Annotated in this window: 23 protein-coding genes and 1 pseudogene; 15 read left to right on the plus strand and 9 right to left on the minus strand. The window is 66.3% G+C overall.

Features of this window, described 5'->3' with window-relative positions; translation table 11 throughout:
- Positions 1 to 18: 18 nt before the first annotated feature.
- The 3 genes from D3226_RS05715 to D3226_RS05725 are packed head-to-tail and all read right to left on the minus strand — an operon-like array spanning position 19 to position 6,003.
- Positions 19 to 3,519 carry an error-prone DNA polymerase gene (locus D3226_RS05715; protein WP_202381380.1) on the minus strand — a complete coding sequence of 1,167 codons (3,501 nt, stop codon included), beginning with the start codon at positions 3,517 to 3,519 and terminating at the stop codon, positions 19 to 21.
- A 41-nt stretch (positions 3,520 to 3,560) separates the two neighbouring features.
- Entirely contained in the window at positions 3,561 to 5,255 is a 1,695-nt protein-coding gene (locus tag D3226_RS05720) for a DNA polymerase Y family protein (protein ID WP_202381381.1), read from the minus strand.
- A complete protein-coding gene (locus D3226_RS05725) occupies positions 5,242 to 6,003 on the minus strand; it encodes a hypothetical protein (RefSeq protein WP_202381382.1) in 762 nt (253 codons plus the stop codon). Before D3226_RS05725 ends, D3226_RS05720 begins: the two co-directional genes overlap by 14 nt.
- 111 nt (positions 6,004 to 6,114) lie before the next feature.
- Between D3226_RS05725 and D3226_RS05730 the strand changes: the two genes are divergently transcribed.
- From D3226_RS05730 to D3226_RS05760, 7 genes are all read left to right on the plus strand, one after another.
- Complete coding sequence (locus tag D3226_RS05730) at positions 6,115 to 6,438, plus strand: DUF2469 domain-containing protein (protein WP_025133793.1); 324 nt, start codon at positions 6,115 to 6,117, stop codon at positions 6,436 to 6,438.
- Positions 6,439 to 6,557: 119 nt separating this feature from the next.
- The gene (locus D3226_RS05735; protein WP_202381383.1) at positions 6,558 to 7,406 is read left to right on the plus strand and encodes a helix-turn-helix domain-containing protein; all 849 of its coding nucleotides are present in this window, start codon (positions 6,558 to 6,560) and stop codon (positions 7,404 to 7,406) included.
- Positions 7,407 to 7,451: 45 nt separating this feature from the next.
- Positions 7,452 to 8,528, plus strand: a complete 1,077-nt coding sequence (locus D3226_RS05740) for an iron-siderophore ABC transporter substrate-binding protein (RefSeq protein ID WP_202381384.1) — start codon at positions 7,452 to 7,454, stop codon at positions 8,526 to 8,528.
- A gap of 3 nt (positions 8,529 to 8,531) precedes the next feature.
- The gene (locus D3226_RS05745) at positions 8,532 to 9,356 is read left to right on the plus strand and encodes a siderophore-interacting protein (protein ID WP_202381385.1); all 825 of its coding nucleotides are present in this window, start codon (positions 8,532 to 8,534) and stop codon (positions 9,354 to 9,356) included.
- A gap of 146 nt (positions 9,357 to 9,502) precedes the next feature.
- The gene (locus D3226_RS05750) at positions 9,503 to 9,910 is read left to right on the plus strand and encodes a YraN family protein (RefSeq protein WP_202381386.1); all 408 of its coding nucleotides are present in this window, start codon (positions 9,503 to 9,505) and stop codon (positions 9,908 to 9,910) included.
- A 41-nt stretch (positions 9,911 to 9,951) separates the two neighbouring features.
- Positions 9,952 to 11,460, plus strand: coding sequence for a YifB family Mg chelatase-like AAA ATPase (locus tag D3226_RS05755; RefSeq protein ID WP_237462519.1), 1,509 nt, complete (start codon positions 9,952 to 9,954; stop codon positions 11,458 to 11,460).
- Entirely contained in the window at positions 11,457 to 12,743 is a 1,287-nt protein-coding gene (locus D3226_RS05760; RefSeq protein WP_337248906.1) for a DNA-processing protein DprA, read from the plus strand. The genes D3226_RS05755 and D3226_RS05760 overlap by 4 nt, the downstream gene beginning before the upstream one ends.
- Before the next feature lie 438 nt (positions 12,744 to 13,181).
- Here the strand turns inward: D3226_RS05760 and D3226_RS05765 are convergent, their stop codons facing one another.
- Positions 13,182 to 13,388: a hypothetical protein gene (locus D3226_RS05765; RefSeq protein ID WP_202381388.1), complete on the minus strand. Its 207-nt coding sequence runs from the start codon at positions 13,386 to 13,388 to the stop codon at positions 13,182 to 13,184.
- Positions 13,389 to 13,630: 242 nt separating this feature from the next.
- On the opposite strand from D3226_RS05765, the gene D3226_RS05770 reads away from it, so the two are divergent.
- Genes D3226_RS05770 through D3226_RS05795 form a run of 6 tightly spaced genes read left to right on the plus strand, consistent with a single transcriptional unit; the run spans position 13,631 to position 16,407 of the window.
- Positions 13,631 to 14,023 (plus strand): single-stranded DNA-binding protein, encoded by a 393-nt coding sequence (locus tag D3226_RS05770; RefSeq protein WP_202381389.1) that lies wholly within the window; start codon positions 13,631 to 13,633, stop codon positions 14,021 to 14,023.
- A gap of 17 nt (positions 14,024 to 14,040) precedes the next feature.
- A complete protein-coding gene (locus D3226_RS05775; protein ID WP_202381390.1) occupies positions 14,041 to 14,253 on the plus strand; it encodes a hypothetical protein in 213 nt (70 codons plus the stop codon).
- On the plus strand, positions 14,250 to 14,633 hold the full coding sequence (locus D3226_RS05780; RefSeq protein WP_202381391.1) for a hypothetical protein: 384 nt from the start codon (positions 14,250 to 14,252) through the stop codon (positions 14,631 to 14,633). The genes D3226_RS05775 and D3226_RS05780 overlap by 4 nt, the downstream gene beginning before the upstream one ends.
- Complete coding sequence (locus D3226_RS05785) at positions 14,630 to 15,223, plus strand: DUF4192 family protein (protein ID WP_202381392.1); 594 nt, start codon at positions 14,630 to 14,632, stop codon at positions 15,221 to 15,223. The genes D3226_RS05780 and D3226_RS05785 overlap by 4 nt, the downstream gene beginning before the upstream one ends.
- Complete coding sequence (gene dprA, locus D3226_RS05790) at positions 15,220 to 16,125, plus strand: DNA-processing protein DprA (protein WP_202381393.1); 906 nt, start codon at positions 15,220 to 15,222, stop codon at positions 16,123 to 16,125. Before D3226_RS05785 ends, dprA begins: the two co-directional genes overlap by 4 nt.
- A 3-nt stretch (positions 16,126 to 16,128) precedes the next feature.
- Complete coding sequence (locus tag D3226_RS05795; protein ID WP_202381394.1) at positions 16,129 to 16,407, plus strand: hypothetical protein; 279 nt, start codon at positions 16,129 to 16,131, stop codon at positions 16,405 to 16,407.
- A gap of 120 nt (positions 16,408 to 16,527) precedes the next feature.
- Here the strand turns inward: D3226_RS05795 and D3226_RS05800 are convergent, their stop codons facing one another.
- From D3226_RS05800 to D3226_RS14640, 5 genes and pseudogenes are all read right to left on the minus strand, one after another.
- Complete coding sequence (locus D3226_RS05800; RefSeq protein ID WP_202381395.1) at positions 16,528 to 17,031, minus strand: hypothetical protein; 504 nt, start codon at positions 17,029 to 17,031, stop codon at positions 16,528 to 16,530.
- A complete protein-coding gene (locus tag D3226_RS05805; RefSeq protein WP_237462521.1) occupies positions 17,028 to 18,188 on the minus strand; it encodes a DUF6508 domain-containing protein in 1,161 nt (386 codons plus the stop codon). Before D3226_RS05805 ends, D3226_RS05800 begins: the two co-directional genes overlap by 4 nt.
- On the minus strand, positions 18,188 to 18,724 hold the full coding sequence (locus D3226_RS05810; protein ID WP_202381397.1) for a DUF1643 domain-containing protein: 537 nt from the start codon (positions 18,722 to 18,724) through the stop codon (positions 18,188 to 18,190). The genes D3226_RS05805 and D3226_RS05810 overlap by 1 nt, the downstream gene beginning before the upstream one ends.
- A pseudogene (locus tag D3226_RS05815) lies at positions 18,721 to 19,197 on the minus strand (recombinase family protein); the annotation flags it as partial. The gene D3226_RS05810 and the pseudogene D3226_RS05815, both read right to left, overlap by 4 nt.
- 179 nt (positions 19,198 to 19,376) lie before the next feature.
- Complete coding sequence (locus D3226_RS14640) at positions 19,377 to 20,942, minus strand: helix-turn-helix transcriptional regulator (RefSeq protein WP_237462251.1); 1,566 nt, start codon at positions 20,940 to 20,942, stop codon at positions 19,377 to 19,379.
- A gap of 280 nt (positions 20,943 to 21,222) precedes the next feature.
- On the opposite strand from D3226_RS14640, the gene D3226_RS05825 reads away from it, so the two are divergent.
- Both D3226_RS05825 and D3226_RS05830 read left to right on the plus strand, forming a co-directional pair.
- On the plus strand, positions 21,223 to 22,632 hold the full coding sequence (locus tag D3226_RS05825) for a sigma-70 family RNA polymerase sigma factor (RefSeq protein ID WP_202381398.1): 1,410 nt from the start codon (positions 21,223 to 21,225) through the stop codon (positions 22,630 to 22,632).
- 187 nt (positions 22,633 to 22,819) lie between these two features.
- Positions 22,820 to 24,226 carry an Ig-like domain-containing protein gene (locus D3226_RS05830; protein WP_202381399.1) on the plus strand — a complete coding sequence of 469 codons (1,407 nt, stop codon included), beginning with the start codon at positions 22,820 to 22,822 and terminating at the stop codon, positions 24,224 to 24,226.
- Positions 24,227 to 24,445: the final 219 nt, after the last annotated feature.

Raw genomic sequence — 24,445 nt, forward strand, 5'->3', positions numbered from 1 at the left:
TGGGCCGCACCAGGGGTTTCAATGGAAGTCCCGCGAGCGCACGCTGGCGGGCGCCGCGAGCGGCGCAAAGCTCTCGGCGATGACGTTAACGACGCCCTCGGGGGAGCGCTCAAGCATGCCACGCACGATGAGCGCAGGTGCTGACCGTGCGACGAGCCGGTTGCGCTGCCACACCTGCGCGAACGTGACAATGTTCACCGTGCCCACCTCGTCCTCCACCGTGAGGAAGGTGATGCCGCCCGCGGTGCTGGGGCGCTGACGGTGCGTGACGAGTCCCGCAACGCTGATCTGCGTTCCCGGTGGCGTGTGGCGGGTGCGGTCGGAGCGGGTGATGCCGCGGGCATCGAGCTCCTCCCGCAGCAGTGCGAGCGGGTGGTCGCCCGTCGCGATGCCAGTGCTCCAGAGATCAAGGGTGGTCTGTTCTTCTCGGCTCAGCACGGGAAGCAGCGGCGGCTGCACATGCACGGCGATGCCGGGGAGGAAGCGCTCGCGGTTGTCGGCGGCGGGCCCGGCAGACCAGAGCGCCTCGCGGCGGCTCACGCCGAGGCTGTCGCAGGCACCCGCCGCCGCGAGCGCCTCGATGCGGGTGCGGTCGAGGTCTGCGCGGCGCGCAAGGTCGGCGAGGTCGAGGAACGGGCCGGCCTCGCGCGCTCGCACGATGCGCTCCGCGGTGGCGGTTTCGATGCCGCGGATCTCGGCGAGTCCGAGCCGCACGGCGAAGGCGCCATCCCTGCGGTGGGCCCCACTCGTGTCGGGCAGGCCCGGCTCGAACGGGGGAACGGTCGCATCGGCCTCGTGGGGCGCGAGCGCGCGGACGGGCTCATCGGCGGTGCAACCGGCGTCGGCTGCGGTGCGCGCTGATCCCGATCCCGTTGCGCCCGCAGCGGGATCGGCGCGGGCCTCGAGGCCGGAGAGCGCGCCGGAGCGCTGCACATCGACCGGACGGATCTCGACGCCGTGGCGACGCGCGTCGGCGACGAGGGTGCGCGGGGCGTAGAACCCCATCGGCTGGGAGCGGAGCAGGCCGGCAAGGAACGCCCCGGGGTAGTGCAGTTTGAACCAGGAGCTGACATAGACGAGCAGCGCAAAGCTGATCGAGTGGCTCTCGGCAAAGCCGAAGCTCGCGAACGCTTGAATCTGGTCATACAGGTGCTGTGCGTCCTCGCCCACGATCCCGTTGCTCGCCATCCCGGCGAAGAGCGTGTCGCGGAGCGCGTCGATACGCTCCTCACCGCGTTTCGACCCCATGGCGCGGCGCAGTAGGTCAGCGTCTTCTGCGGAGCAGTTGCCCACCGCCATCGCCATTTGCATGAGCTGCTCCTGGAAAAGCGGCACGCCGAGCGTGCGCTTGAGCACCTTCTCGAGTTTCGGGTGCGAGTACGTGACGGGCTCGGTGCCGTTGCGCCGCCGCAGGTAGGGGTGCACGGCGCCGCCCTGGATGGGGCCGGGGCGGATCAGGGCGATCTCGATCACGAGGTCGTAGAAGCTGCGCGGCTTCAGCCGGGGGAGCGTGTTGAGCTGCGCGCGGCTCTCCAGCTGGAAGACGCCGATCGCGTCGGCGCGGCACAGCATGTCGTAGACGCCCGGCTCTTCTTTCGGCACGGTCTCGAGGGTCCACCGTTCACCCGTCGCATCGGCGATGAGGTCCATGCTCTTCTGCAGCGCGCTCAGCATGCCGAGGCCGAGCAGATCGAACTTGACGAGGCCCATGCTCGCGCAGCCCTCTTTGTCCCACTGGAGCACGGTGCGGCGCTCCATGCGCGCGTGCTCGATGGGGCAGACCTCACCGACCGGGCGCTCCGTGAGCACCATGCCACCCGAGTGGATGCCGAGGTGACGGGGCGCCGTGAGAAACTGCTGCGCCAGGCGCTGGACCGGGAGCGGGATCGGGCTGTCTGGGTCTTCCTCGATGGCGCGCCACCGCTCCATCGCTTTCGTCCACGCCCGCTGCTGGCCCGGCCCGTACCCGAGCGCCTTCGCCGCGTCGCGGATCGCGGCCTTCGGGCGGTAGCTGATGATGTTTGCGACCTGGGCCGCGTTGCGCCTGCCGTAGCTGTCGTAGACGTACTGGATGATCTCCTCGCGCCGCTCTGAATCGAAGTCGACGTCGATGTCGGGCTCCTCGTCACGCATGCTCGAAAGGAATCGTTCGAAGGGGAGGTCGTAGCGGATCGAGTCGACGGCGGTGATGCCGAGCACAAAGCACACCGCGGAGTTCGCCGCGGAGCCGCGCCCCTGGCAGAGGATGCCGCGGCGGCGGGCTTCCTGCACGATGTCGTGGACGATCAGGAAGTACCCGGGGAAGTCCTTCTCCTCGATGACGGTGAGCTCGCGCTCCAGGCGCTCGCGCACCGGGTCGCTGATGCTGCCGTAGCGGCGCTCGGCACCCTCCCAGACGAGGCGCCGCAGCCAGCTCATCTGGGTCTCGCCGGGTGGGAGGGGAAGCTGGGGGAGCCGCGGTCGAGCCGCGCGGAGCGAGAACGCGAGGGTCTGCGCGAGCGGCACGGTGCGAGCCACCGCGTGGGGTGTGCGCGCGAAACGGCGGAGCTGCGCTGCGCCGGAGCGGAGCCGCGCCGCGCCGGAGGCCGGGAGGTACGCGTCGAGCTCGTCGAGGCTGCGCCGCGCACGCACGGCTGCCATCGCCTCCGCGAGCGGTGCCTCTGCCGCACTCGCGTAGTGCACATTGCCCGTGGCGAGTGTGGGCAGGTGGAACTCAGCCGCGAGCGCGGTGAGACGCGCGTTGGTCACATCGTTTCCCGGGTGCCCGAGATCGGTGAGCTCCACAAACACGTGTTCGCTACCAAAGAGTTCGGTGAGTTTGCGCAACTCCGCGCGAGCGCGATCCTCCTCGTCAGCGCGGGTACTGCCCGCAGCGAGCGCCTTGCGCACTGCACCCTTTCTGCATCCCGTGAGGATCGCCCACTCACCGCCCGCCTGCGCGGCAAGCTCGTCGAGCGCGTAGGTCGGGCGCCCCTTTTCGCCACCGCTCAGCTGCCCCTCGGTGATGGCACCCGCGAGCCGGTGGTAGCCGCTCGTTCCCTGCGCGAGGACGAGCAGGTGCGTGCCCATGGGATCGGTGGCGCCGAGCTGCGGTGCATCAAGGCCGAGCGAGAGCTCTGCGCCGTACACCGTGAGAGGTGGGGTGGTTCCGGCGGCGGCGCGGCGTCCGGCAAGCTCGGCGGCGTCGGCGAACGCGGCAGCCCCGTACAGTCCATCGTGGTCGGTGAGCGCGATCCCCTCGAGGCCCAGCGTGGCGGCCTCAGCTATGAGCTCTTCCGGGGAGGACGCTCCGTCGAGAAAGCTGAAGTGGGAGTGCGCATGGAGTTCCGCGTACGGGACGTGTGGCAGCGCGGGGTCTCGCTCGCTCGCCCGGTCGGGCGGCGGGGCCGCGCTGGGCGGCGGCGCTGGGCGCCCACCGCGCGCATCCCCGGCGCTCCGCTCAGTGCCTGCTGGGCGGGATCGGCCGGAGAGCGTGCGCTCCAGCTCCGCCCAGGGGAGCGGTGGATTGTTCCACCCCATTGCGTGTCCTTTTCTGTCTGCCTCCCGGTACCGCGGGAGAACTAGTCGTAGCGGCCCTCGGCAAACCAGCCGCCGGCCTCGGTATAGAGCAGCCACGCATCGCCGTTACTGAGCTCAACCTGCAGCCGGAAGCGTGGGGGCGCGCCCTCCCACCAGTGCTCGCGGAGCGGCCACGGGGGCGACCACCCCTGCACGGGGGTGGGCAGCACCGTGTGCGCTACGGTGAGCTGCGCCGGATCCGTGGTGAGGAGATCCTCCGCGTCGACACGCACGAGCGTGCCCGCGCGATCGCGGAGCTCAGCGGGGAGCGGGGTGGTGAAGACCAGGCTAGGCGCTGGGCCGGTAAGTGCACCCGGCCACGGCCCAGCCGCTGAGGCGTGTCCCGTGGCGTCGGCGTGCCGAGTTCCCCAGGGCACCCGGCGCTGGCGGTCGCGCAGCAACCTGCCGCCGCCGAGTTGCATCGTGCCGACCGCGGTGTGCCCCAGTCGGCTCTGCGCGCGGCTGAGCTGATGGTGCACGCGTTCGTCGGGTTCCGTGTTCCAGAGCCCCGGCTCGTGCGCCGCAGCCCGGTCGGTGTGCGTGGGGGTGAGGCGCACGAGCGTGATACCGGCCCCGCCGCGCTCCGCGTCGTGCGAGAGCCCGGAGGCCTGCCAGCGGATGCGCCCGAGCACGTCCGTCGCGGTGAAGTGGCGTGGGTGCGCCCACTCGCGTTCGTGATGCACGCCGATATCGTCGGTGAGCTCAACGCGGAGCGCGGTGCACACGAGCCGCTCCGCAGTGAAACCGGACACGAACTGCTCGGCGAGCGCGGCGCACGCAAAGGCGAGCTGCTCAGCGGTGGCGATCGGGGGTTCGAACGCGAGCTCCACCGTGAACTCCCGCGCGGGTGTACGTGGTCGGAGCTCGGCGCCGTGGCCGGGGCCCGCGGCGGTTGCGCGGCGGTGCACCGCGATCCCGTTCGCACCGAACCGCTGGCGCACCGCCTCCTCGGGGAGCGCGGCGAAAGCGCCGAGCGTGTGGATGCCGAGGCCATGCAGCACTTCGGCGAAATCGCGTGGCGCGGCGCGCGACACCGGCAGCGCGCTGAGGAACGCGGGCGCCTGGCCGGGCGGCACGATCATGATCCCCGGCCCAGCCGGCGAGAGCCCTGGCGCTTCAGCCGCCGAGCGCGCGGCCTGCTCTGCCGCGAAGATGCCGTCGGCGATGCCTACGCGTGCGTCGTCGAAGCCGAGTTCGGCTGCGAGCTGCAGAAGCGCGGTGGCGGCGGGCTCCTCGCCCCCGTAGTAGCGCGCGGGGCCGCGCACACGCATCGCGCTGAGCCCGGGCCTGCGCGGTTCGACGCCGGGCACGAGCTGCTCGATTGCGGTGAGCACCGGTGCGAACTCTCGTGCATCGGCCTCGGGGCGGTGCGCATGCACCTCAAGCGAGGGGCAGCGCGCCTGCGCCTCGCGCTCGCGCAGCCCAGCCCGCACCCCCTCAGCGCGAGCGGCTGGGGAGCACGCCACGACGCGGTGGTTCGCGACGAGCGCGAGCGCAGGCCACTGCGGCGCTGCTCCCGTCGGCGAGGACGGGCTGACCTCGGGAGCCGCGTCAGCCATGTCCGTCGCCGCGCCGGGCTCCGCGGCGGGGAGCCCCTGCGCTGCCGCACTGCGCGCCTGCGCCGCGCGGTCGCGGAGGTGCGCGTGGATCGGCCAGTCGGGGATCCACAGCACCAGCACTCGTTCAGCCGCGGGCATGATGCTCCTCACCCGCGCCGACGCTAGCACCCGCCCGGAGATCTGGGACCGCGCGCAGCTTCGGCGCACCTGCCGCGGGAAGCTGCGCGCCCGGTACGTGTACCTGCTCGACCACGGCACGATCCGCCACCGCACGATCCGCCACCGCACCGTCGGCGAAGCGGACACGGTGCTGCCGGATCCCGCGCCGATCTTGCGACTGGACCGCGAGCTCGCGGGTCGCGAGGATGCCCGCGCCGTGCCCCAGACCGCTCCACCGTGAGGCGGTGACGCTGAGGGCGCTTTCGGGGTTGGGCCAGTCACCGGAAACGACCAGCGCTGAACCGTGCTCGCGCATGCGCGCGGCGATGCGTTCAGCATCGCCGGCTCGAGGCCGTGCGGGCGTATGCACGAGCACCACGGTGAGCGCCTCACTGAGTGCGCCAGCAAGGCCGATCGCCTCGGCCCCCGGCTCGGGAATAACGATGCAGCGGTCGAGTGCGATGCCCAGCGCCGCGGCGGCCTCCGCGCCGAACGCCGGCAGCCCGATCACGCCGCACCAGGCGCCCGCAGCCGAGGCTGCGGCGAGAAAGGCCAGCGCGAGCTGCTGCGAGCCACGCACCGTGTAGCTTGCGCCCGCTCGGAGTGCGCCGCCAGGGAGGAGCGAGCGGAGCCCCGCGGAGGTGGGAAGTGCGCGCTCGTCCAGCCGCAGCGGTTGCATCTCGGAGATGCGCTGCTGCAGCGAGTGCACGGTCGCGGTCGAATTCATGCAGCAATATTCGAACATATGTTCGAATAAGTCAATCCCGTTCGCACCCCGTGTGTTGCGCGCCTGCGCCCGGTCGGGCGCCGTTCGGCGGGACGGCGTAGGATGGACGGGATGAATGAGGACGAGCTGGACGATTACGAGCGTGAGGCTGAGCTGTCGCTGTTTCGCGAGTACCGCGATATTGCGAGCCAGTTCCGCTATGTCGTCGAAACTGAGCGCCGGTTCTACCTGGCAAACGAGGTCGATCTGAAGCGGCAGGATGCCGGCAGTGACTTCTATTTTGAACTGACGATGAGCGATGTGTGGGTGTGGGATGTGTACCGCGCCGACCGCTTCGTGAAGTCGGTACGCGTGCTCACGTTTAAGGATGTGAATGTCGAGGAGCTCTCGGCGCGCGAGTTCTCGCTGCCGCAGGAGCTCGCGCTCGACGAGTAGCCGAACGGCCGCCGAGGCGGTTCGAGTGTCCTGGTGCCGCGTGAAGGGCGCTGGGCGAACGGGTCTTATCGGTGTGCCCGAACGTCATCATCGCATGAAACTTAGGCTAGCCTTATTTCATGCCATCTGCGCCGCCTTCTCCCGCCGCCCCTGCTGAGGTGCACGGGATTTCGGATCCCGCAGAGCTGATCCCATACCCGTTTCTGCTCACCACGATGGTGCGCGAGCAGCCGTCGAGCGCACGCTGGCTCGAACACAGTCACAGCGTCGCCGAGCTCATCTGGGTCGTCTCCGGTGTGGTGAACGTGAACATCCACGGTGCCATCCACGTGCTCCGGCCGGGGTGGGGGATTCTCGTCCCCCCGAACGCCGTGCACGCGTCGCAGGTGATGCGCTCCGCGCGCATTGGCGCGACCTACTTCCGTGCGCTCTCCGTCGAGCAGCCCACTCAGGTGCGGCTCAGCCGGGCGCTCATGGAAATGCTGCAATACCTGAACGACACAGGGATGGAAGCAGACGAGCGGCTCCGCGCCCAGCAGGTGTGTATCGATATGGTGCGTCACTCGCACACGCACGCCGCTGGCCTGCCGGTGCCGAGCGATCCACGAATCCGCCAGATCACCCGCGCAATTCTTGCGGACCCGGCAGATGACCGCTCGCTCGAACAGTGGTCGGTCATCACGGGGACGAGCGTCAGCACGATTGCGCGCACCTTCGCCGAAACCACGGAGCTGAGCTTCGTGCGCTGGCGTAGACAGGTGCGGGTGGGCGCCGCCATGTCGTTGCTCGCAGAGGGGCTCCCGGTCGCGACGGTGGGGAAGCGCGTGGGGTACCACTCGCCCAGCGCGTTCGTCTCAGCCTTCCGACAGGAATTCGGGCAGACTCCCGGCGCGTACCTGCGCGAGTGCGCCGCGGTATGCGCAGAATCAGACACGTTCTGCGCGATCCGCAACATCGCGCGTTCCTAGGCTCGAACTGTTCACCACTGTGAACAGGACATCGCTAGGAGAATCATGACTCGTCTTGCCACCCAACGACGCAGAAGCCCGGGCGCCCACGCCCGCGGTGCTTTCGCGCTGCTGCTTGGAGCCTCCCTCGTGCTCACCGGGTGCACCTCGGAACGGCCCGCGGCGGAAGCACCTGCGGAGTCATCGCTTGTGGTGAGCGAAGCTGAGTCGGGAGCGTTCCCCGTGTCGCTCGAGCACGCCTTCGGCACCTTTGCGCTTGAGAAAGCACCGGAGCGCATTGTGACGATCGGTTGGGCAAGCGAGGACATCGCCGTGGCACTCGGCATCACCCCGGTCGCGGTGCCGGTCAGCTGGGCTGGCGACGATGACGGGCTCGTGCCCTGGTTCCGCGAGGCGGTCGAGAGCGCGGGATCCCCGATCCCCGCAACGCTCACCGATCTGGGCGGGGGAGAGATTGACTTCGAGCAGATCCTCGCGCTGCGGCCCGACGCGATCATCGCACCCTTCTCGGGCATCACGGATGTGCAGTATGAGCGGCTCGCAGAGATCGCTCCCACGCTCGCGTACCCGGAGAAGCCCTGGTATCTCGACTGGCAAGAGCACACCGAGTTCATCGGTGAGGCGCTCGGTCGTCCCGCGCTCGCCAAGCAACTGGTTGCTGAGACGCAGCAGGACATCGCCCAGCACGGGTCCGAGCATCCCGAGTTCGCTGAGTCGACGTTCGTGTACTCCACGGGCGTGAGCGAGAGCGGAACCGATGTCGGGTTCTACGCGCCCACCACTTCGCTCATCGGAATCATCGAGGATCTCGGGCTGACCCTCTCGCCCCAGGTCGCTGAGCGGGCGCAGAAGTTCCCCGACGAGCTCTACTTCGGCGTGAGTCTCGAAGAGATCGACGAGGTGGAGGCCGACGTGTTCCTCGGGCTGGTGAACAACCAGGATGAGGTCGACCTCGCGCTGGCGCAGAGCCTCTTCCGGAAATGGCAGCCGATCGCGAACGACCGTGCGGTGTGGCTCACCGACCGCGAGGTGTCGCAGGCGGTCGCCGCACCCTCCGTGCTGTCGGTGCCGTGGGTGCTTGACGAGTTCGTGCCCGAGGTCGCCGACGCACTGCAGCGGTAGTTCATGGTCTCGACGATGGATGCGCCGACGGCGCGCGTGTACCGCGCAGAAGTGTGCCAGAAGACCGTGCTGAGCCCCGGCATGATGCGAGTGGTGCTGGGCGGAAGCGACCTCGCCGGCTACCCCACGACAGGGTCGCCTGACGAGTACGTGCGGCTGTTCTTTCCCGACGTTCCCGGTGAGGAGCCACGGATTCCGAGGGCGGTTGGGCGCGGGTGGGAGTTCGCGGCGGAGTGGGCCGAGCAGGTGCGTCCGGGTGATGCGATCGGCATCAGTTCGCCCTTCGCTCAGTCTGTGCTCGATCCCGCCGCGCGGCGGATCACGCTCGTGGCAGACGCAACCGCGTTGCCTGCCGTGGAGCGCATCATCGAACAGGCTCGGCCCGACACCGAGATCCGGCTGTTTTGCGAGGTCGCTGATGCGAGTGATGCGCGCCTCCCCGCGGCAGCGGCCGAGCGGATCGTGTGCGCGAACTGGCTGTACGAGAGCGGGAACGGCGCGTACGCGAGCCGGGTGGCAGACGTCTGCGTGCGCGCCGAGCTCGCCGCGGACGGGAGCGAGACGGTGTGGGTCGCCGGAGAGTCCGCCATGACCCGGAGGGTGCGGTCGCACTTGCGAAAGACGCTCGGGTTCCCCGCCGCGCACACGCACCTGGTGGGGTACTGGACTGATAACGAACGCGCCTGGAACGAACGCCACGATGCGCTGGGCGGCGAGGTGCGCGCCCAGCTTGACCACCTGTACTCGGCGTATCGCGAGGTCGAAGGCACCGCGCGAGAAGCCGTACTCGACGAGATCTACACGCTGTACGACCGGGCGAAGCTGTAGCTCGAGGTTGAGGGTGCACCCTGTGTGCGGGACAACCCGCTCACAGGGCCGCCACCACGCCGATTCTGTGCGAATTCTTCACAAGATTGGGATCGGGCCTCACGCCAGGTACCCCGCTGCCGATGATTGCGGCAGGAGGTGCTCCAATGAATCCCACACTGTCCGCGTCGTCAGCCCGAGCTGCCCGGTCCGCTCGCGCCGTGCAGAGCCAGGCGCTCGGCGCACGCGGGGAAGCGCTCGCCGCAGCGTACCTCGCTGAGCACGGCTACGAGATTCTCGAGCGGAACTGGCGTGGTCGGCGCGGTGAGCTCGACCTCATCGTCCGCACCGCGCACACGCTCGTTGCGGTTGAAGTGAAAACTCGGCGGGGTACCGGCTATGGCACACCACTGTCCGCGGTGACCCCGCAGAAAGTGGCACGGCTGCGGCTCCTCCTGGGCGAATGGCTGAGCGGCAGCGGGGAGGTGTCTGCGCGGCTGCGCATCGACGTAATCGGCATCCTGCTGCGTGCAGACGCGGGGCCCAGGCTCGAGCATCTGCGAGGTGTCGCGTGAGCGGCGGTGTGTACCGGGCTTCATCTGTTGCGCTCACCGGCATGGAAGGAACCGCCATCACCGTCGAGGCCGCGGTGTCGCAGCAACTTCCGGGAATGGCGATCATTGGGCTGCCCGACACCGCTCTTGCCGAGGCAAAACTGCGGGTCCGCTCGGCGACCGCGCAGGCGGGCCTGCCGCTCGCCGACCGCTTCGTGACCGTCAACCTGCGCCCGGCAGCGCTCCCCAAGCACGGCGCAGGCTTCGACCTCGCAATCGCGCTGGCGGTCCTCGCCGTCTCCGGGCACCTGAGCGGTGCGCGCCTGCACGAGACCGCGCACCTGGGTGAACTCGGGCTGGGCGGCGATGTGCGCCGGCCCGCTGGTCTCCTGTCGCTCGCAATTGCGGCGCAGGCGCTCGGCTTCGCCCGGGTGATGGTGCCCGCAGAGGGAGCGAGTGAGGCCGCGCTCGTGCCAGACCTCGAGGTGATCGCAGTGCGTGATGTGAGTGAGGCGGTGGGATGGCACCGGGGCGTGCCGGGGTGTGGGCGCCGTGTTACCCGACCCGCTCGCCGCACGCGGCAGCTCCCACCCGCCGAAACGCACAATGATGTGCGAGAGATCGTTGGTCAGGAAGACGCGATCGACGCGCTCACGGTTGCCGCTGCGGGACGGCACCACCTGTCACTGCTCGGGCCGCCCGGGGCTGGGAAGACGCTGCTCGCTTCCCGGCTGCCGACGCTCCTGCCCGAACTCACAGACGACGAGGCACTCGAAGTCAGCAGCATTGCCTCGCTCGGCAGCGGGGCCACTGTCACACGACTGATTCACACTCCACCGTTTGAGAGCCCGCACCACACCGCATCCGCCGCGGCGGTCATCGGCGGCGGGGCCGGCAACGCGGTGCGCCCGGGTGCCCTCACCCGCGCCCACCGTGGCGTGCTGTTCCTCGATGAGGCCCCCGAGTTCTCACGAACGGTCCTGGAAGCGCTGCGGCAGCCTCTTGAATCTGGGCGTGTGGAAATCCATCGAGCCCAGCTCCGAGCAACACTTCCCGCGCGAGTGCAACTCATCCTCGCGGCGAACCCGTGCCCCTGCGGGAACGCGAACTCCCTGGACCCCGAACTGCCGTGCCGGTGCACGCCGAGCGCACGCGTGCGATACCAGCAACGCATCTCGGGTCCGCTTGCTGACCGCCTGGATCTTCAGCTTGAGCTCCGAAGGGTCTCCCGTGCGAGACAGCCCGAATCACCGCGCCCCGTGCTCACGAGCGCGGATTTGCGCGCACGGGTTGCCGAGGCGCGGGCAAGCGCGCGAGCTCGACTGGCCGGCACCGGGTGGCGCGTGAACGCTGAGGTATCAGGTGATTGGCTTCGCACCTCCGCGCTCAAACTTCCCGCCGCAGACACACTGATCCTCGACCGGGCGCTCAGCCGTGGGGCGCTGACCCTTCGCGGCTACGACAGAGTGCTCCGCGTCGCGTGGAGCATCTCTGACCTTGCAGGCGGTGGACGCCCGCGCCGCGAACAGATCGCCCAGGCGCTCGTGCTCCGAAGCGGAGGAGTGCTGTGACCGGCCACGACCTCGCGACGCCGCTGATGCCCGACCCCGTAACGAGCGCTCAGCTCCACACGCTGTGGGCACTGCCCGAGCTGCGGCTCGACGCTACATCCGCACCTGGGACTCGCGCTGAAGCACCCCACGAAGAGCTCGCACTCACCAGTGCCGAGCTCGCGGAACTCTTCGCACGAATCGTCTGGTCTCGCATCACCGAACCAGGCGATGCGACCGCCGGTACCCTCATCGCATGGCTGGGCGCGCCCGCTGCGCTCGCCCTCGTCGCGCGAGGGGCGCACCCGCGTGAGTTCGACGAGCGGTTTCTCCGCACAGAGGCCCCTTTAGGGAGTGCGGCGGCGGGGGAGCCGCCGAGCGGCCCGGCCATCACCGCTGCGCTGCGAAGATGGCGGCCCCGCATCGCTGACACCCCAGCGAGTTCCGACATCGAGCGTGCTGTCGAGCTCGGCATGCGCGTGGTGACCCCCACCCACCCCGCGTGGCCCCAGCAACTCAACGATCTTGGCGCACACACGCCGCACCTACTCTGGGTTCGCGGCAATCCAACGCACCTCAGCGCGCCCTCGCTCGCGATCGTGGGCGCACGCGCGTGCACGAGCTACGGCGCGCACGTGACCGCTGAGCTCGCAGCAGCCGCGGTGGCGGGCGGACGCGTCATCGTCTCTGGCGCAGCCTACGGAGTTGACGCTGTCGCGCACCGCACCGCGCTCGCCGCAGAGCGCCCCACCGTCGCCGTGCTCGCGGGCGGAGCTGATCGCGTCTACCCGGCCGCTCACGACACTCTGCTTGCGCGTGTGCGAGAGCAGGGGGTCGTGTGCTCAGAGCTCGTCCCCGGGGCTGCGCCGACACGGTGGCGGTTTTTGCAGCGCAATCGCTTGATCGCCGCGCTTGCCGACGCAACGCTTGTCACGGAAGCCGGGCCACGCTCCGGCTCCCTCAATACCGCGGGTCAACCAGCACGGGTACTCTTATATGTCCGTTGCTTACTCATTTCTTGGGTAGGCTGCACCGTTCCAGCACAGCAAAGACTGGCTCGCCCGAGGCGCAGCGGCAGCGCAGCCGCGGGCCACCAGAGATCGCGACCGAACGCCTCAGGGCGCACCAGCGCAGCATCGTGCCGCAGTACGAGCGGAGGCACGGGCAAACGAGCACTGCAACAAACGCAGCAGCAGGCCCAGCCACGAGCGCAGCAGCGGCCACGGAGCGGGAGCGCAGTGGTCGCGGCTCGACAGCACAGCAAGCACCGCCGCGACACGCCGGAACGATCGTTCTTGTTGTAAGTCGCTTCGCCTAGCCTCGAAGAAACACCGAGGGCCACGCTACTCCCATAACACAAGGCGCGACCCTCGTTCGTTCTTCCCGCTCCGGCAGTGGCGCCTCCGGCAGTCGACCGTCAGATGAGCGGCGGACAGATCTGAACAAGTCATGATGCGCCTGACACGACGTCAGGCGCTGGGGCGCAGCACAGCCGCGCCCGGGTGGTGATGTGACAGGAGTTCCCTCCTGCAAAGTCGTGACTCGGTGCTCTGAGTCGCCCTAAGGGACGCGAGGTTCGATTCCTCGCCGTGAGCGCGTGCGCCCGCGAGGACGAGTGGACAGTCTGCAGGCGAGGCCGGTTGGATTCCGGCTGAGACACGACATTAGCGGTTGTGCCATGCGTACAGACCGTATCTGGAGCCGTCACGGGCAACCGTGACGGCTCTTGCTTTTCCGGCCCTCTACCGTAGGTGCCCGAACGGGTCGACCACGGAGTGCAACCCGTGCTCCGGGCAGACGAACGCGATGCGAGCTCCAATACCGTCGGCGCCGACGTCCTCCGGCACGCAGTCGCTGCCGCATACGCGGCAGGTGCGGTAGCCGTCGTCCGCTCGCACCGTGATCCTGACGTCGTCGGGAATCACTACGGCGTCATCGTCGTCGCTCATACTGCGACTCTACGCGCACTGTGCTCTCGGCTGTCAAGAGCAGTGGCAAGAGCGCGAGCCTGAAAAACAAAAACCCCGAGGCATTGCGCCTCGGGGTTCTTGCGTCTATTCCGCTCGCCGATGCGAGCAAGGAAGCGAGTGTTGGGGCCGGGCATAGCCCGTCCCGGGAAGAACTTTGAGAGGTGCAGCCCTGCGGGCTGTGGCTCTGTTGGCATCACGGAACAACAGAAATGAGCACAGCCATGTCTGAGCAAAAGCAAGCACAGAAGCAGATCACCGTGTCCGGCGTCGTCGGGGACACGGTGAAGTACAGCACCACGAAGCTGGGCCAGCCCTACATCTCATTCGAGATCGCGGTCCAGGAGGGTCCACGTCGCGGCGCGAAGCGCACCGTGTACTACACAGTGAACGCGTTCCGGCAGCTCGCCGTGAACGCATCGCAGAGCGTCAAGCCGGGCGACCGTCTGCTCGTGACTGGCACCGCTAAGGAGGTGCTGCTCTGGAACCGGGGCGGCTCCATCGCGAAGCACACCATCAACGCCGAGCGCATGGGACACGACCTGTTCTGGGGCACCAGCGAGTTCACGCGCGGCACGGAGAACGCAGAGGAAAGCACAGACAAGGCTCAGGCATGAGCACGAGGGGACCCGAAATGACTGCTTCAAAGCCCGCCACGTCCACGCTCACGATCCTCGGCGTCACCGTCGTCGTGGGCAGCGCCATCGGCCTCGCCCTCAATGATCTCGTAATCGCCGACGGTACGAGCCTCTTCGGGCGCGCCGTCCTGTTCGCCGCATTCGGCGCGGTGCTCCTGGTGATCGGCCGTGCCCGCGACGCACAAAGAGGAGAGAAGAAGACATCATGACCCCCTCACTGACCCCATCGCTCACCCCATACGACACCGGCGACCGCCTGGAACCCCAGCCTTGGCGCCTCACGGACAACGACCACTACGGCTACGTCGACCTCGACGACGACGAGAGCACCACTGTGTTCACGATCGTCGGCAAGCGCCATGACCACAACACAGCCGACGGCTCACAGGGATACCTGCTGAGCGTCAGCACCTACGGCGACGACTCAGCCGTCGAGATCGACGGAGACAGAGTCCTCGTTCTCGACGAGGATACCCTCGTCGGCCTCAAAGTCCTCATCGAGCTCGCCGAGCAGGGTACTGCCGTCGACGCCGACGCCTGGCACCTCGTTCAAGGAACCATCAAGAAGATTCAAGGAGCACGACCATGAACGCGCAGCCCACCGTCCTCAAGGCCACGAACAGCGCTGACTTCCTCGCCGCGCTGCCGCGCCTCACCGGTATGACAGCCCCTGAGAGCCTGTTCGTCGTGCTGTTCGACGGCCCCAGGACACTGGGCTCAGCCCGAATCGACCTGCCGCAAGAGTTGGAGAAGCAGCTGAAGAGCCCCGGCGAAGAGATCGCGGCCTGGCTGCGCACCGTCGCCGAGATCGCCCTCAAGGGAGACGCAGTCGCCGTAGTCGTCAACACAGACGCTGTGCTCTCGAAGCAACCCGTGTCGAGCCCACACGGTGCACTCACCGGCGTGCTGGCCGACGTGCTCCACGCTGCCGGCTGCTCAGTACGAGACGCCCTCGCAGTCGGCTCAGACGGCTGGGCGAGCTTCGTCGGCACGAACTTCCCTCAGCTGCACAGCCTCGATGAGATCACCAGCAGCGTCCTGCATGATCCCGAGCACGAGCTGCTCACGGTCGACGAGTGGCGCGCCCAGCACCCCGAGCGGACCACCGAGGACCCCGAAGAAATCGCCGACATGGCCGCGCAGATGCGCGCCGCCGGCAGTAAGGAGAACAGATCATGAGCACCAGAGACAAGGATCTGCTGGCCCGTGTCGCGATGAGCAACGCAGTGGAGCCCGGAGACCGCAGGCTCGCGGCGCTCCTCGCGGAGACCTCGGCTGCTGAGCTCATTGAGCGCCCGGAGACCTGGTTATTCGAGAACGAGCTGCACCGCTACATGACCGCAAGCAGCGCCTCTCGTGTGCTGGACCAGGCCCTCGCTGCGGGCATCACCCCGATCATTCCCGGTGACACAGCCTGGCCAGCACAGCTCGCGGACGTCGAGAACGCCGACCCGCTCGCGCCGTCTCAGCCCCTCATGCTGTGGGCGCGCGGGGACGTGCCTCTGCTGAGCACGCAGAGCGTCGCCATCACCGGCGCACGAGCGAGCACAGCCTATGGCGAGCACATAACCACCGAGATCGCAGCAGAGCTGGCCGGTCAAGAGATCGCTGTGCTCGCTGGTGCCTCCTACGGCATCGACGGCGCGGCCCATCGCGCGGCGCTTGCGGCCGGCGGTAAAACCATCGCTGTGCTCGCGAGCGGAGTGGACAGAGCCTATCCCGCAGGCCACCGAGAGCTCATCGAGCGGATCGCCGTCGACGGCTGTGTAGTCAGTGAAATGCTGCCTGGCACAGCGCCGACCCGCTGGCGCTTCATCATGCGCGGCAGGATCATCGCCGCGCTCGCGAGCGCAGTGGTTATCCCTGAAGCTGGAGTGCGCTCCGGCGCGCTCTCGGTCGCGCAGCTCGCACACGGCATGGCTCGGCCTGTAGGCGCAGTGCCCGGCCCGGTCACAAGCGCAGTCAGTGCCGGATGCCACATGCTCGTCCAGCAGGGCACGGCGCGGCTCGTGGCATCCGGCTCTGACGTGCTCGACATGCTCGGCGGGCAGACGGATCAGCTCGAAACGAAGGAGGCCTGAGCCATGGCTCACAGAATCATCCACATCGAGCCCACTGAGGAGCAATGGCTCACCATCGACGAGATCTACGGCTCGTCGGGCACACCGTTCATCGCCGCGGTGACCGATGAGCAGGGCGAGCCCACCGGCGACCTCTGGGCGGAGAGGACCGTCGACGACTTCGAGGTTCGGCTGTACACGATCAGGCCCGACGGCTCCTGCGTCTACGAAGAGCTGGAGGGGCTGAACCGCGGCTGGACGAGTTACGACGAGGGCGGCGGGTTGATCGAGGACGACGAGTGACGGATACCCCGGGGCCTGACGGCCTCGGGGTATCCGGCGTTCGCGGTCGCGAGGCGAGAAAGACGGAGACAGAGGCAAAGCCTCCGAACCCTGCAGTAGGAGCCGCGCCTTCATCCCTGATCAAGACTGCGCCTCCAGGCCCCACCCGGTGAACGGTGTTCTCCCTTCGAGGTCCCTCGACTCGACCGGGTATCCGCCGTCGATGAGCGCGTCGTGCAGCGTCTTCAGGAACAGCCGGTCAGCGTCGCTCCTGCTGCCGCGGACGAACCACGAGAGCTTCCGGCCGTCCCGAGTCCGCAGCACCACGTTCGGGTGCGAGAGCGCAGTCTCGACGAACGACGCCTCCACCAGGTCCTTGAAGTACACCGGGCGGCGCTTGACGAGCTTGTGGACGTACTCGATGCGGTCGGCGTAGACGCGGGTGCCGGCCCCTTCGAGCAAGGCCCAGAACAGCCCTCCGAGGGCGAGGAGCACGACGATCAGCGGCACAGGAGCGGTCACCGGCTGCTCGCCGAAGAGCATGAACAGCAGCACCGCCCCCGTCGGGAGCGCGCCGAGCAGAATGAACACGAGCGCTCCGATCCCTGGAGGGTTCATACTCTCGTAGAGGAGCTCATCCTTCATCGCTGCGCCGCCTCATCGTGCGCCTGACGAGCACGGCGCGCCCGTGTCAGGAGCGCTGCGGCGAGGGCGAGGCCGAGCAGGTGCCCGAACAGCCATCCGAGGGCGTACCCATCGAGCGAAATCACAACGGGCAGCGCAACGGGCACCGCCCAGAAGGCGAGCTGCATCGCCCACTTCGGGCCGAGCGAGGCGGCCGCGAGCGTCACGGATCCAACCGCAGCCGCGGCCAGCGCGGTCAAGCAGTACGCGGCGAGGCCGGCCGTCCCACCTCGTGACCAGGTGAAGGCCCCACCTACGACGAGCATGATCACCGCGGCGCCGAAGCCCAGCAGCGGGACTATGACACGGTCCTGAACGGTTAGCCTCGCGCGGCGCGCGTCGATCGCTGCCTGCCCGGTCGGCCGCACGGTGTCTGTTGCATCGGGGTCTGCGAGGATTTCGCCGGACGGGCAGCGCACCCACGAGCTCCGATCCCCGGAGAGCGACAGGTGCAGCGCCGTCTGGATGCACGCGTGCGCATCGCGTTCCCACACGGTTCCCTCCCAGCGCGCGACCAGCTCTGTGCCCGTGACGGTCTCGGTCGGAGCATCGCCAGTTCGCGTCTCGAACACGGTGCGCTTGTCCCAGTCCCAGAAACGCCATCTGCTCGCACGACGCGAGACCCTGATGCGTGCCGCCGTCGTCGTCTCAGGAGTGACTGCTCTCCCTCTTTGGTCCTCTTGCTCACGCCCGCTCGCTCCACGGCCCCGTGCACGATCGACGCCCAGTCCCACGCCTCTTTCCAGCTCAGAAGCCCGGCGGAGCGCCTGCAGCACACTGCCTTCTTTTACGAACTCGGCGATGAAACCGTCGCAGAACCTCTCGCCGCGCTGCACCCACGTGAGGAACGTGGACAGCTGCGACTGGCTCATCTCTGGGATGCTCAGCTCTCGCACCTCGTCGACACGGTCTATGTAGCCGTAGTCTGTTCCTACCAGCTCCGATGCGCCCCATAGCGCCTCCGTCAGCCGGCTGTCATATCGGGGGTACGACATCGTGTGCACTCCTGGCTCGATCTCCCGCGAGGGTTCCCACTCGACGGTGTATCCGCTCTCAAGCAGCTCGATGCCTGTGCTGATTCGCTGCAAGGCGTCCATCTGGTCCTCGCTTCTAGTCATCACGTGAGGTACCTCTTCGGCCCGAGCATCGGCAACGGCCGGCCCGGCGGGTGCGGATGCGCCGGGTTCCCTGTGTTCAGCAGTGCGTCGAGCGTGTACGCCCTCACGCTCATCCGGTCGAGCAAGGCCTGCACGTCGGGCAGTGCTCGCCTCAGCGTCGCGGAGCCGCCCATGTTGCCCCAGGCTCCGAGCACCTCGGTCGCGCCCACCAGGTCGAGCACGTGCTGGATAGCGTCGCAGTTCGCAGCGGAGAGCCCCGCATCATACGGCCTGAGCGCCTTCGGCTTGGGAGACCGCTCCGGGTAGAGGTTCAGCATGAGCCACCCCGGATGCCTCCGCCTGGAGACGTCAATCACGTGGTTCACGGTCTTGTCGGACTCAGTCTCGCGGGCGTGCGACGGGTTCATGCCGATCACCACGAACGGCGGCGAGCCCGGCGAGCAGGCAGCGATCCTGCCGAGCGCGAAGCGGTGCCGGGCGTCGGCCGGGTTCGGGTCCCAGAAGTCTGGCTCCTGGCCGGAAGGGTAAGCGATCATGCATTCGCCTCAGTTTTTGCGCTCTCTTCCAAGAGCACGGCGTGCACGCTGCCCACGGAGACGTCGAGCACCCGAGCGATGACTCTTATCGACTCCCCCTTCTCGCGGCGCGCAAGAATGACCGCACGCTTGTCGTCGTCGATCACGCGAGGCCGGCCGCCGACCTTGCCACGCTTGCGTGCGGCTTCGAGGCCGTTCTTCGTCTTGCGGCTGATGTCGCGGCGGCGATCCTCCGCGAGAGCGAGAGCAAGGTCAAGGATCAGCGACCGCTCCGTGTGCTCACCAGCGGCGATGCCGTCGAGCACCTTCACCGAGATACCGCGCTCGAAAAGCTCAGTGAGCACGATGAGCCCTTCCAGCAGGTTTCGGCCGAGCCGGTCCACCTCCTGCACCGTGAGCATGTCCCCGTCGCGCAGGTAGTCAAGTGCAGCAGTGAGCCCCGGGCGGTCCTTGACCGCGAGCTTGCCGCTGACCTTCTCCTCGAAAGCACTTCAACCTGCCGACTCGATCGCCTCACCTTGGCATATGTCTCGAACGGAGGGCGATACCGACTTAGCCGGCGACTTGGCTCAGGCGCACGACACGACTCACATCCGAAACTTCGCCTAACTCGCGGTTCTCGGCAACGGTCACCGCAGGCAGCACAGGGCGACTACATTGCACCTGTCTCGGGCTGGATCTTCTTCATAAGCACAGCGACCGCCTCGCGGCGGGAGCTGACTCCGAGTTTCCGGTAGATCGATGTTGCTTGGGTTTTCACCGTGTTCAGAGAAACCCCCAGAACCTCTGCGATTTCAGCGAGCGTTTGCGTGGTGCGCAACTGGGCGAGCACAAGCAGTTCGCGCTTGGTGAGGCTGTGATGGGTACTGGCCTCGATTTCGTCGGCGAGACACTCTACGATGAACGTTTCGTGCTTCGTGCCCCATGCGAGGTGGGCGGTGAGGAGCTTGCGCATTTCGAGATCCCATTCACAGAACGGGCGCCGAATGTTTTCTTCTGTGGCTGCGTTGAGTGCACGTTCGCAGAGTTCGTGTGCCACCGTCGGGTGGCCGCTACGAAACTGTTGTGTTGCGGCGGTGGCCAGCATTGCAACATTGACATACGAGAGTTGCTGGTAGGGCTGTAGATGCTGCAGCATCTGCACAGCTTCGTCTACTTTCCCGGCCCGCCGCAGGATCCCTGCAAGGGCGACGATTACCAGGGGCAGCCCTTCGTTGCCGGTGAATTTCTGAGCAATGGCGAGGGCTCGTTCTCGGTGGCCGGTGGCTTCTGCGATCGCCGCTTGGCAGGCGAGATTCAGCGCCCGCCAAGAGACGCCACGTGCGTCTTGCTGAGGGATCCTACGAAGCTTATGCGCGGCTTGACGGATGAAAGCGGGATCGCGAGACGCTGCAGCAGAGAGCACGAACAGCACCCTGGCGGTTCCCGCAAACGAAACAATCTGCCCATCATCAGATCGCAGTCTCTCAACACTTCTCCGCGCACGGCCAAGATCGTTGGTCCAGTAGCCGAGATATGCCTCCGCAGCTTCCACATCCCCAACCGAGCTCAGCTGCCACGGTGTTCCAGGCTCAGGGATTTCCCGAATGCTCTGTAACACTTCATCTGCGTGGCGAAACTTTCCCACCCACGCGAGCATGTATGAAAGATGCCGGGCTGCACGATTCTGTAACCCCACGTCACCCACTGCCGCTGCCTCCCGCACGGCGAACTGTAGAGCCTGCACCCCTTGTGCGGGTGCACCACGGTGACGGAGGAAGGCCCAACCAATGTGATGAAACGCTGCCGCTCGGCTGCGAGCTTCTATCTGCACCCCTTCCAACAGCGTCCAGACCCGGTCGGTGTACTTGATGACCTCTTCTCGGTTATCGAGCAAGATCATTCTCGCGAAACTCACATGCCATTCGAGGTCTGGATACTTCATCGATTCTGGATCGGCGAGTTCTGGCTCCGCAAGTGTCAGTGCACGCGCAAGTAGGAGTTGTGCGACTTTGTCTGTGCCCTGCGCGTCCTGCGCGCATGCCCGAACCGCGAGAATACGGGGGTCCTCCGCAGCAGCATGTGGCAGCCGCGCACATAATGCGTCGAGTTCCAAGAAGTGCGGCCCAGTCAGCACCCCAATCCAACAGCTGAGGATGATCTGCACAGCCTCATCTATATTTCCGTCAGATACCGCAGCGTGGGCCGCTGCGAGAAGAACTTGCGTGTCCTGCTCCATGATCTGTGAGGGTTCAACTTGCTGCGATGTATGTAATGTGACCCCTGGCAACGTCCCGGCCTTCCCTGCAAAATCACCCGGACCGGGTGAAGGACGAACATCCCGATGGTGTGCCGCCGTTACAGTCGAGCCGCCAGAAGCAGCCCAAGAGACACCATCGCCTATCTAAGGAATCTACCGCGCCGGCGTTGCGCGCGACAGATGCAGGTGAGAACTTCGTCCTCTTTCCAAGCGGTCAAAGGCAAGAACGCATACTTTTGAGAGGAAGTAGGAACCGTCGGTGGGGACGACACATGCATCGATTGAGGAGCTCGAAGCGCTCGCACAGCGAGCAAACCGTGGCGACAGAGACGCCGGGGGCGAGTTCATTGCCGCGAACCTGTCGTACTGGATGGCCGCAACCAGACAAATTCTGCACATGCAGCACCAGTCAGATGCGGAGGATCTCGTGCAGAACGCGATCGTCAAGCTCATCGAGCTGTGGCAACAAGAAAAAGGACCACGCAGCAACAGCCGCGCCTATGTCGTCGTGTCGATCCGTAACTCATACATCGACCGGCTGCGCAGCCCCAGATCACGGATAGGCTCACTGGATCAGCTTGCAGCGGACAAGCACGAGCCAGCATACGAGGAATTCAGCACTGACCTTGTGCACGAGCGAGATGCCGTAAGCCGCGCGTTCTCCACCCTAAGTAAAGACCAGCAAATGGTGTTGGAAGAAGTCCTCGTGCAAGGGTGCAAGCCCGCGGATCTTGTGCAACGCTTTGAACGGAAAGCGCCAGCAATATCCAATCTGCTTCAACGAGCCAAACAGAGCCTCCGTCGGGCACTGCTCATTGAGTACCTTGCGGAAGGCGACATTGAGTGCGCGGAAAACGCTTATGATCTCCCAAAGCAGGTGCACGAGTCCCCCGACGCGCACGATGCGAACGAACCGGGACTCCGCCACATACTCACATGCAAGAAATGTCGCAGGAACTGGCGCGGATTCGCCTCGATAGGCCTCTTGCTCGGAATCACACCCCTGTTCGTAGCAGCTCAGTACCCACACACGATCCCAGCACTCACGGCAGCGCAGGACTCGGGAAGTGACGCAGACTCCAGGGGTGAGCAGTCCCATCAGTACAGCGCATCTGCAACCTCTATCACCCCTGCAGCGGTCATCACACCGCCCGTGAACGGTGTGCTTACGCGCGTCATCGACCGTATCGGCCCCACACGAGGCGTCATCGCCGGGATTGTGTTGGTTGCCGCAGGAGCAGCAACCCTGCTCGTGCCCGCATTCGTGCCAGACAGCCCGGTACCATCCATCACCATCGACGGAGAGCGTGTCACCGACAACCCGCACGGCATCAACTTCGACGTCACGCTGAGTGAAGGCATTCCTCCGGGGGCTCCAGGCCCTCGCACGCTGACGGTGCAGCTTGATGCTGTGAACACCGGGGCGCTGCAATTACATGATCTGGAATTGCGATTCTCTCCTGGAAACACAGTCACAGATGTTCCGTCCCAGCTCAACTGCGAATTTGCGGCAGAGATGGTGCAGTGCGAGGCACCTGGTGGAGTGGCAGCGAGTGAACCATTGAGGTTCCGAATTCAGACGACAGCTGAGGGCAACTTCACGCTCAAGGCGACTGCCGAGATTGAGAATCAAGAACTCATTGCTCGTGCCGCAGGTGACTGGAAGTAACCCGTTGCCGGCACCTTTCACCCGCCACGGGTGAGGCGACACGCCGAGACTCCTTTTCGAGTGACAGATTGTGGTCATTCGAGCGTCCTAGCCCTATTGGGGCGTGATGTCCCGATTGAGGGATTGCGGTTTGCTGTGCTCGCACGAGGGTGAGCACAGCCAGCAAATTCAGGGGAAGTGGGGAAAGTTGAAACGGATCATGACTGGTGTCTGTGTCGGGATACCCATGCTTTTGCTTACCGGGGTCTTCGTATCAAGCGCAGCAGCAGCCACAGCCCCCACTCAACAGTGGGCCCCGCTCGAATTCCTCCCTGGCGAACTCATCGCCAACGGTGGCGCAGAGTTCGCATCCACCGAAGGCTGGAGCGGTGGTCTCGCAACTGTGATGCCTGGCGTCGGCGGCTACCCGGCCTCCGTCATCGTGAATGAAAACGGCCTCACCGGGGACACCTTTGCGGGCGGCAGCTACCAGTTCGTTGGGGTAGGCAATTCCTCGACAGCCTGGCAACGGGTTGACTTGAACCCTGCGGCTCCAGCGATTGATAACGGATACACGAGGGCGCATATTGCCGCGTTCGTTGGCGGGTACGAAGCACAGAACGATCACGCGCAGGTCACATTCAGGTTCCTGGACAGCACCGGCGAGGTCCTGCATGAAGAGCAATTCGGGCCGGTGCTTGCCGCCGACCGCGGCTACACCTCAGGCTTCGTGCCATTCCAGAGCACAATGCTGCTGCCCCCAGGTACGAGGAGCGCAGAAGTCGTCATCGACACGCTCGTCAGCATCGGTGCGAATGACGGAGTCGTCGACGAGATCTCGCTGCGCCTTGAAGCACCTACGCCCGTGCTGATTCCTGATAATGCAACAACAACCGCGGGTCAGTCAGTAGTCATCTACCCGTTGAGTAACGACAACGCAGGTCAAGGCGCGGAACTACTTTTTGAAACGCTACGGTTCCCGCACTCAACGGCCGCGGGCAGGATGCAAGTTACCACAGCCGAAGGCGAATGGATCATTGACTCAGCGGGCGGTTCAGTGACCTTCGCGCCGAGTACAACCTTCTCTGGGTCGACTGCGCCGGTGACGTACGCCGTGACAGACAGCAGCGGCCAAACCATGACGGGCAGCATCGCGGTCCATGTTGCAACCCCGATTGTAGAAGACGTGGCACCAGAAGCCGAAGACGAGCCGCCGACAGTCGATGAAGCCATAGACCCTCTTCCTGAAGTGAGTGTCACTCCTGGACCGCAGGTGGAACCTCGAAAGACTGAAGCTGTAACCCGAGCGTTCGTACGCCAGGCTGCAGCACAGTCCGAGCCGAGACCTGCTGCACAGGCGCGGCAAGCAATTGCGGAGCCGGCACTTGATCCTGACCTGGCTTCTGCTGAGCCGCTATCTCTGCTCACACCCGCGACACCGCAGACAGATACGAACCGCGTCAGGCTATCGAAATCACTCGAATTAGAGCCTGAAAGCAGCATCGCAGGTTGGGTCACACCGCTCGGCTCCGGAGCAGTTGCACTTGGTGCTGCGATCGCGCTCCTGGCCACAGCCAGAGCACTGCGGGTCCGTGCACTCGCCGGGAGAGAGTGAGGAACAGTCATGCCAAGACGCACGACACGCCCGAGCAGCGGCGTGCAAGACAGATTCACGGCAGTGGGCCCGTCCTATCTGCAGCTCACCAGAATTGCGTGCTGTTGCACGCACGCGAGCACGTGTAAGTGAAACAAGGTAGGGAAGGGAGCCAGTGTTGAGAAGGCTAAAGTCCGAACGAACAGCTCACATGGAGCGAAGATTCAAGGCAAGCAGGTC

It is taken from the genome of Leucobacter chromiireducens subsp. chromiireducens (assembly GCF_016758255.1).
Taxonomy (GTDB): domain Bacteria; phylum Actinomycetota; class Actinomycetes; order Actinomycetales; family Microbacteriaceae; genus Leucobacter; species Leucobacter chromiireducens.

Coding starts and splice junctions, on each gene's coding strand:
- D3226_RS05775 (WP_202381390.1), top strand. CDS start 14,041: ATGACTGCTTCAAAGCCCGCCACGTCCACGCTCACGATCCTCGGCGTC.
- D3226_RS05755 (WP_237462519.1), top strand. CDS start 9,952: ATGGAAGGAACCGCCATCACCGTCGAGGCCGCGGTGTCGCAGCAACTT.
- D3226_RS05745 (WP_202381385.1), top strand. CDS start 8,532: ATGGTCTCGACGATGGATGCGCCGACGGCGCGCGTGTACCGCGCAGAA.
- D3226_RS05765 (WP_202381388.1), bottom strand. CDS start 13,388: ATGAGCGACGACGATGACGCCGTAGTGATTCCCGACGACGTCAGGATC.
- D3226_RS05780 (WP_202381391.1), top strand. CDS start 14,250: ATGACCCCCTCACTGACCCCATCGCTCACCCCATACGACACCGGCGAC.
- D3226_RS14640 (WP_237462251.1), bottom strand. CDS start 20,942: ATGGAGCAGGACACGCAAGTTCTTCTCGCAGCGGCCCACGCTGCGGTA.
- D3226_RS05730 (WP_025133793.1), top strand. CDS start 6,115: ATGAATGAGGACGAGCTGGACGATTACGAGCGTGAGGCTGAGCTGTCG.
- D3226_RS05720 (WP_202381381.1), bottom strand. CDS start 5,255: ATGCCCGCGGCTGAACGAGTGCTGGTGCTGTGGATCCCCGACTGGCCG.
- D3226_RS05785 (WP_202381392.1), top strand. CDS start 14,630: ATGAACGCGCAGCCCACCGTCCTCAAGGCCACGAACAGCGCTGACTTC.
- dprA (WP_202381393.1), top strand. CDS start 15,220: ATGAGCACCAGAGACAAGGATCTGCTGGCCCGTGTCGCGATGAGCAAC.
- D3226_RS05740 (WP_202381384.1), top strand. CDS start 7,452: ATGACTCGTCTTGCCACCCAACGACGCAGAAGCCCGGGCGCCCACGCC.
- D3226_RS05800 (WP_202381395.1), bottom strand. CDS start 17,031: ATGAAGGATGAGCTCCTCTACGAGAGTATGAACCCTCCAGGGATCGGA.
- D3226_RS05715 (WP_202381380.1), bottom strand. CDS start 3,519: ATGGGGTGGAACAATCCACCGCTCCCCTGGGCGGAGCTGGAGCGCACG.
- D3226_RS05805 (WP_237462521.1), bottom strand. CDS start 18,188: ATGACTAGAAGCGAGGACCAGATGGACGCCTTGCAGCGAATCAGCACA.
- D3226_RS05735 (WP_202381383.1), top strand. CDS start 6,558: ATGCCATCTGCGCCGCCTTCTCCCGCCGCCCCTGCTGAGGTGCACGGG.
- D3226_RS05770 (WP_202381389.1), top strand. CDS start 13,631: ATGTCTGAGCAAAAGCAAGCACAGAAGCAGATCACCGTGTCCGGCGTC.
- D3226_RS05725 (WP_202381382.1), bottom strand. CDS start 6,003: ATGAATTCGACCGCGACCGTGCACTCGCTGCAGCAGCGCATCTCCGAG.
- D3226_RS05810 (WP_202381397.1), bottom strand. CDS start 18,724: ATGATCGCTTACCCTTCCGGCCAGGAGCCAGACTTCTGGGACCCGAAC.
- D3226_RS05750 (WP_202381386.1), top strand. CDS start 9,503: ATGAATCCCACACTGTCCGCGTCGTCAGCCCGAGCTGCCCGGTCCGCT.
- D3226_RS05795 (WP_202381394.1), top strand. CDS start 16,129: ATGGCTCACAGAATCATCCACATCGAGCCCACTGAGGAGCAATGGCTC.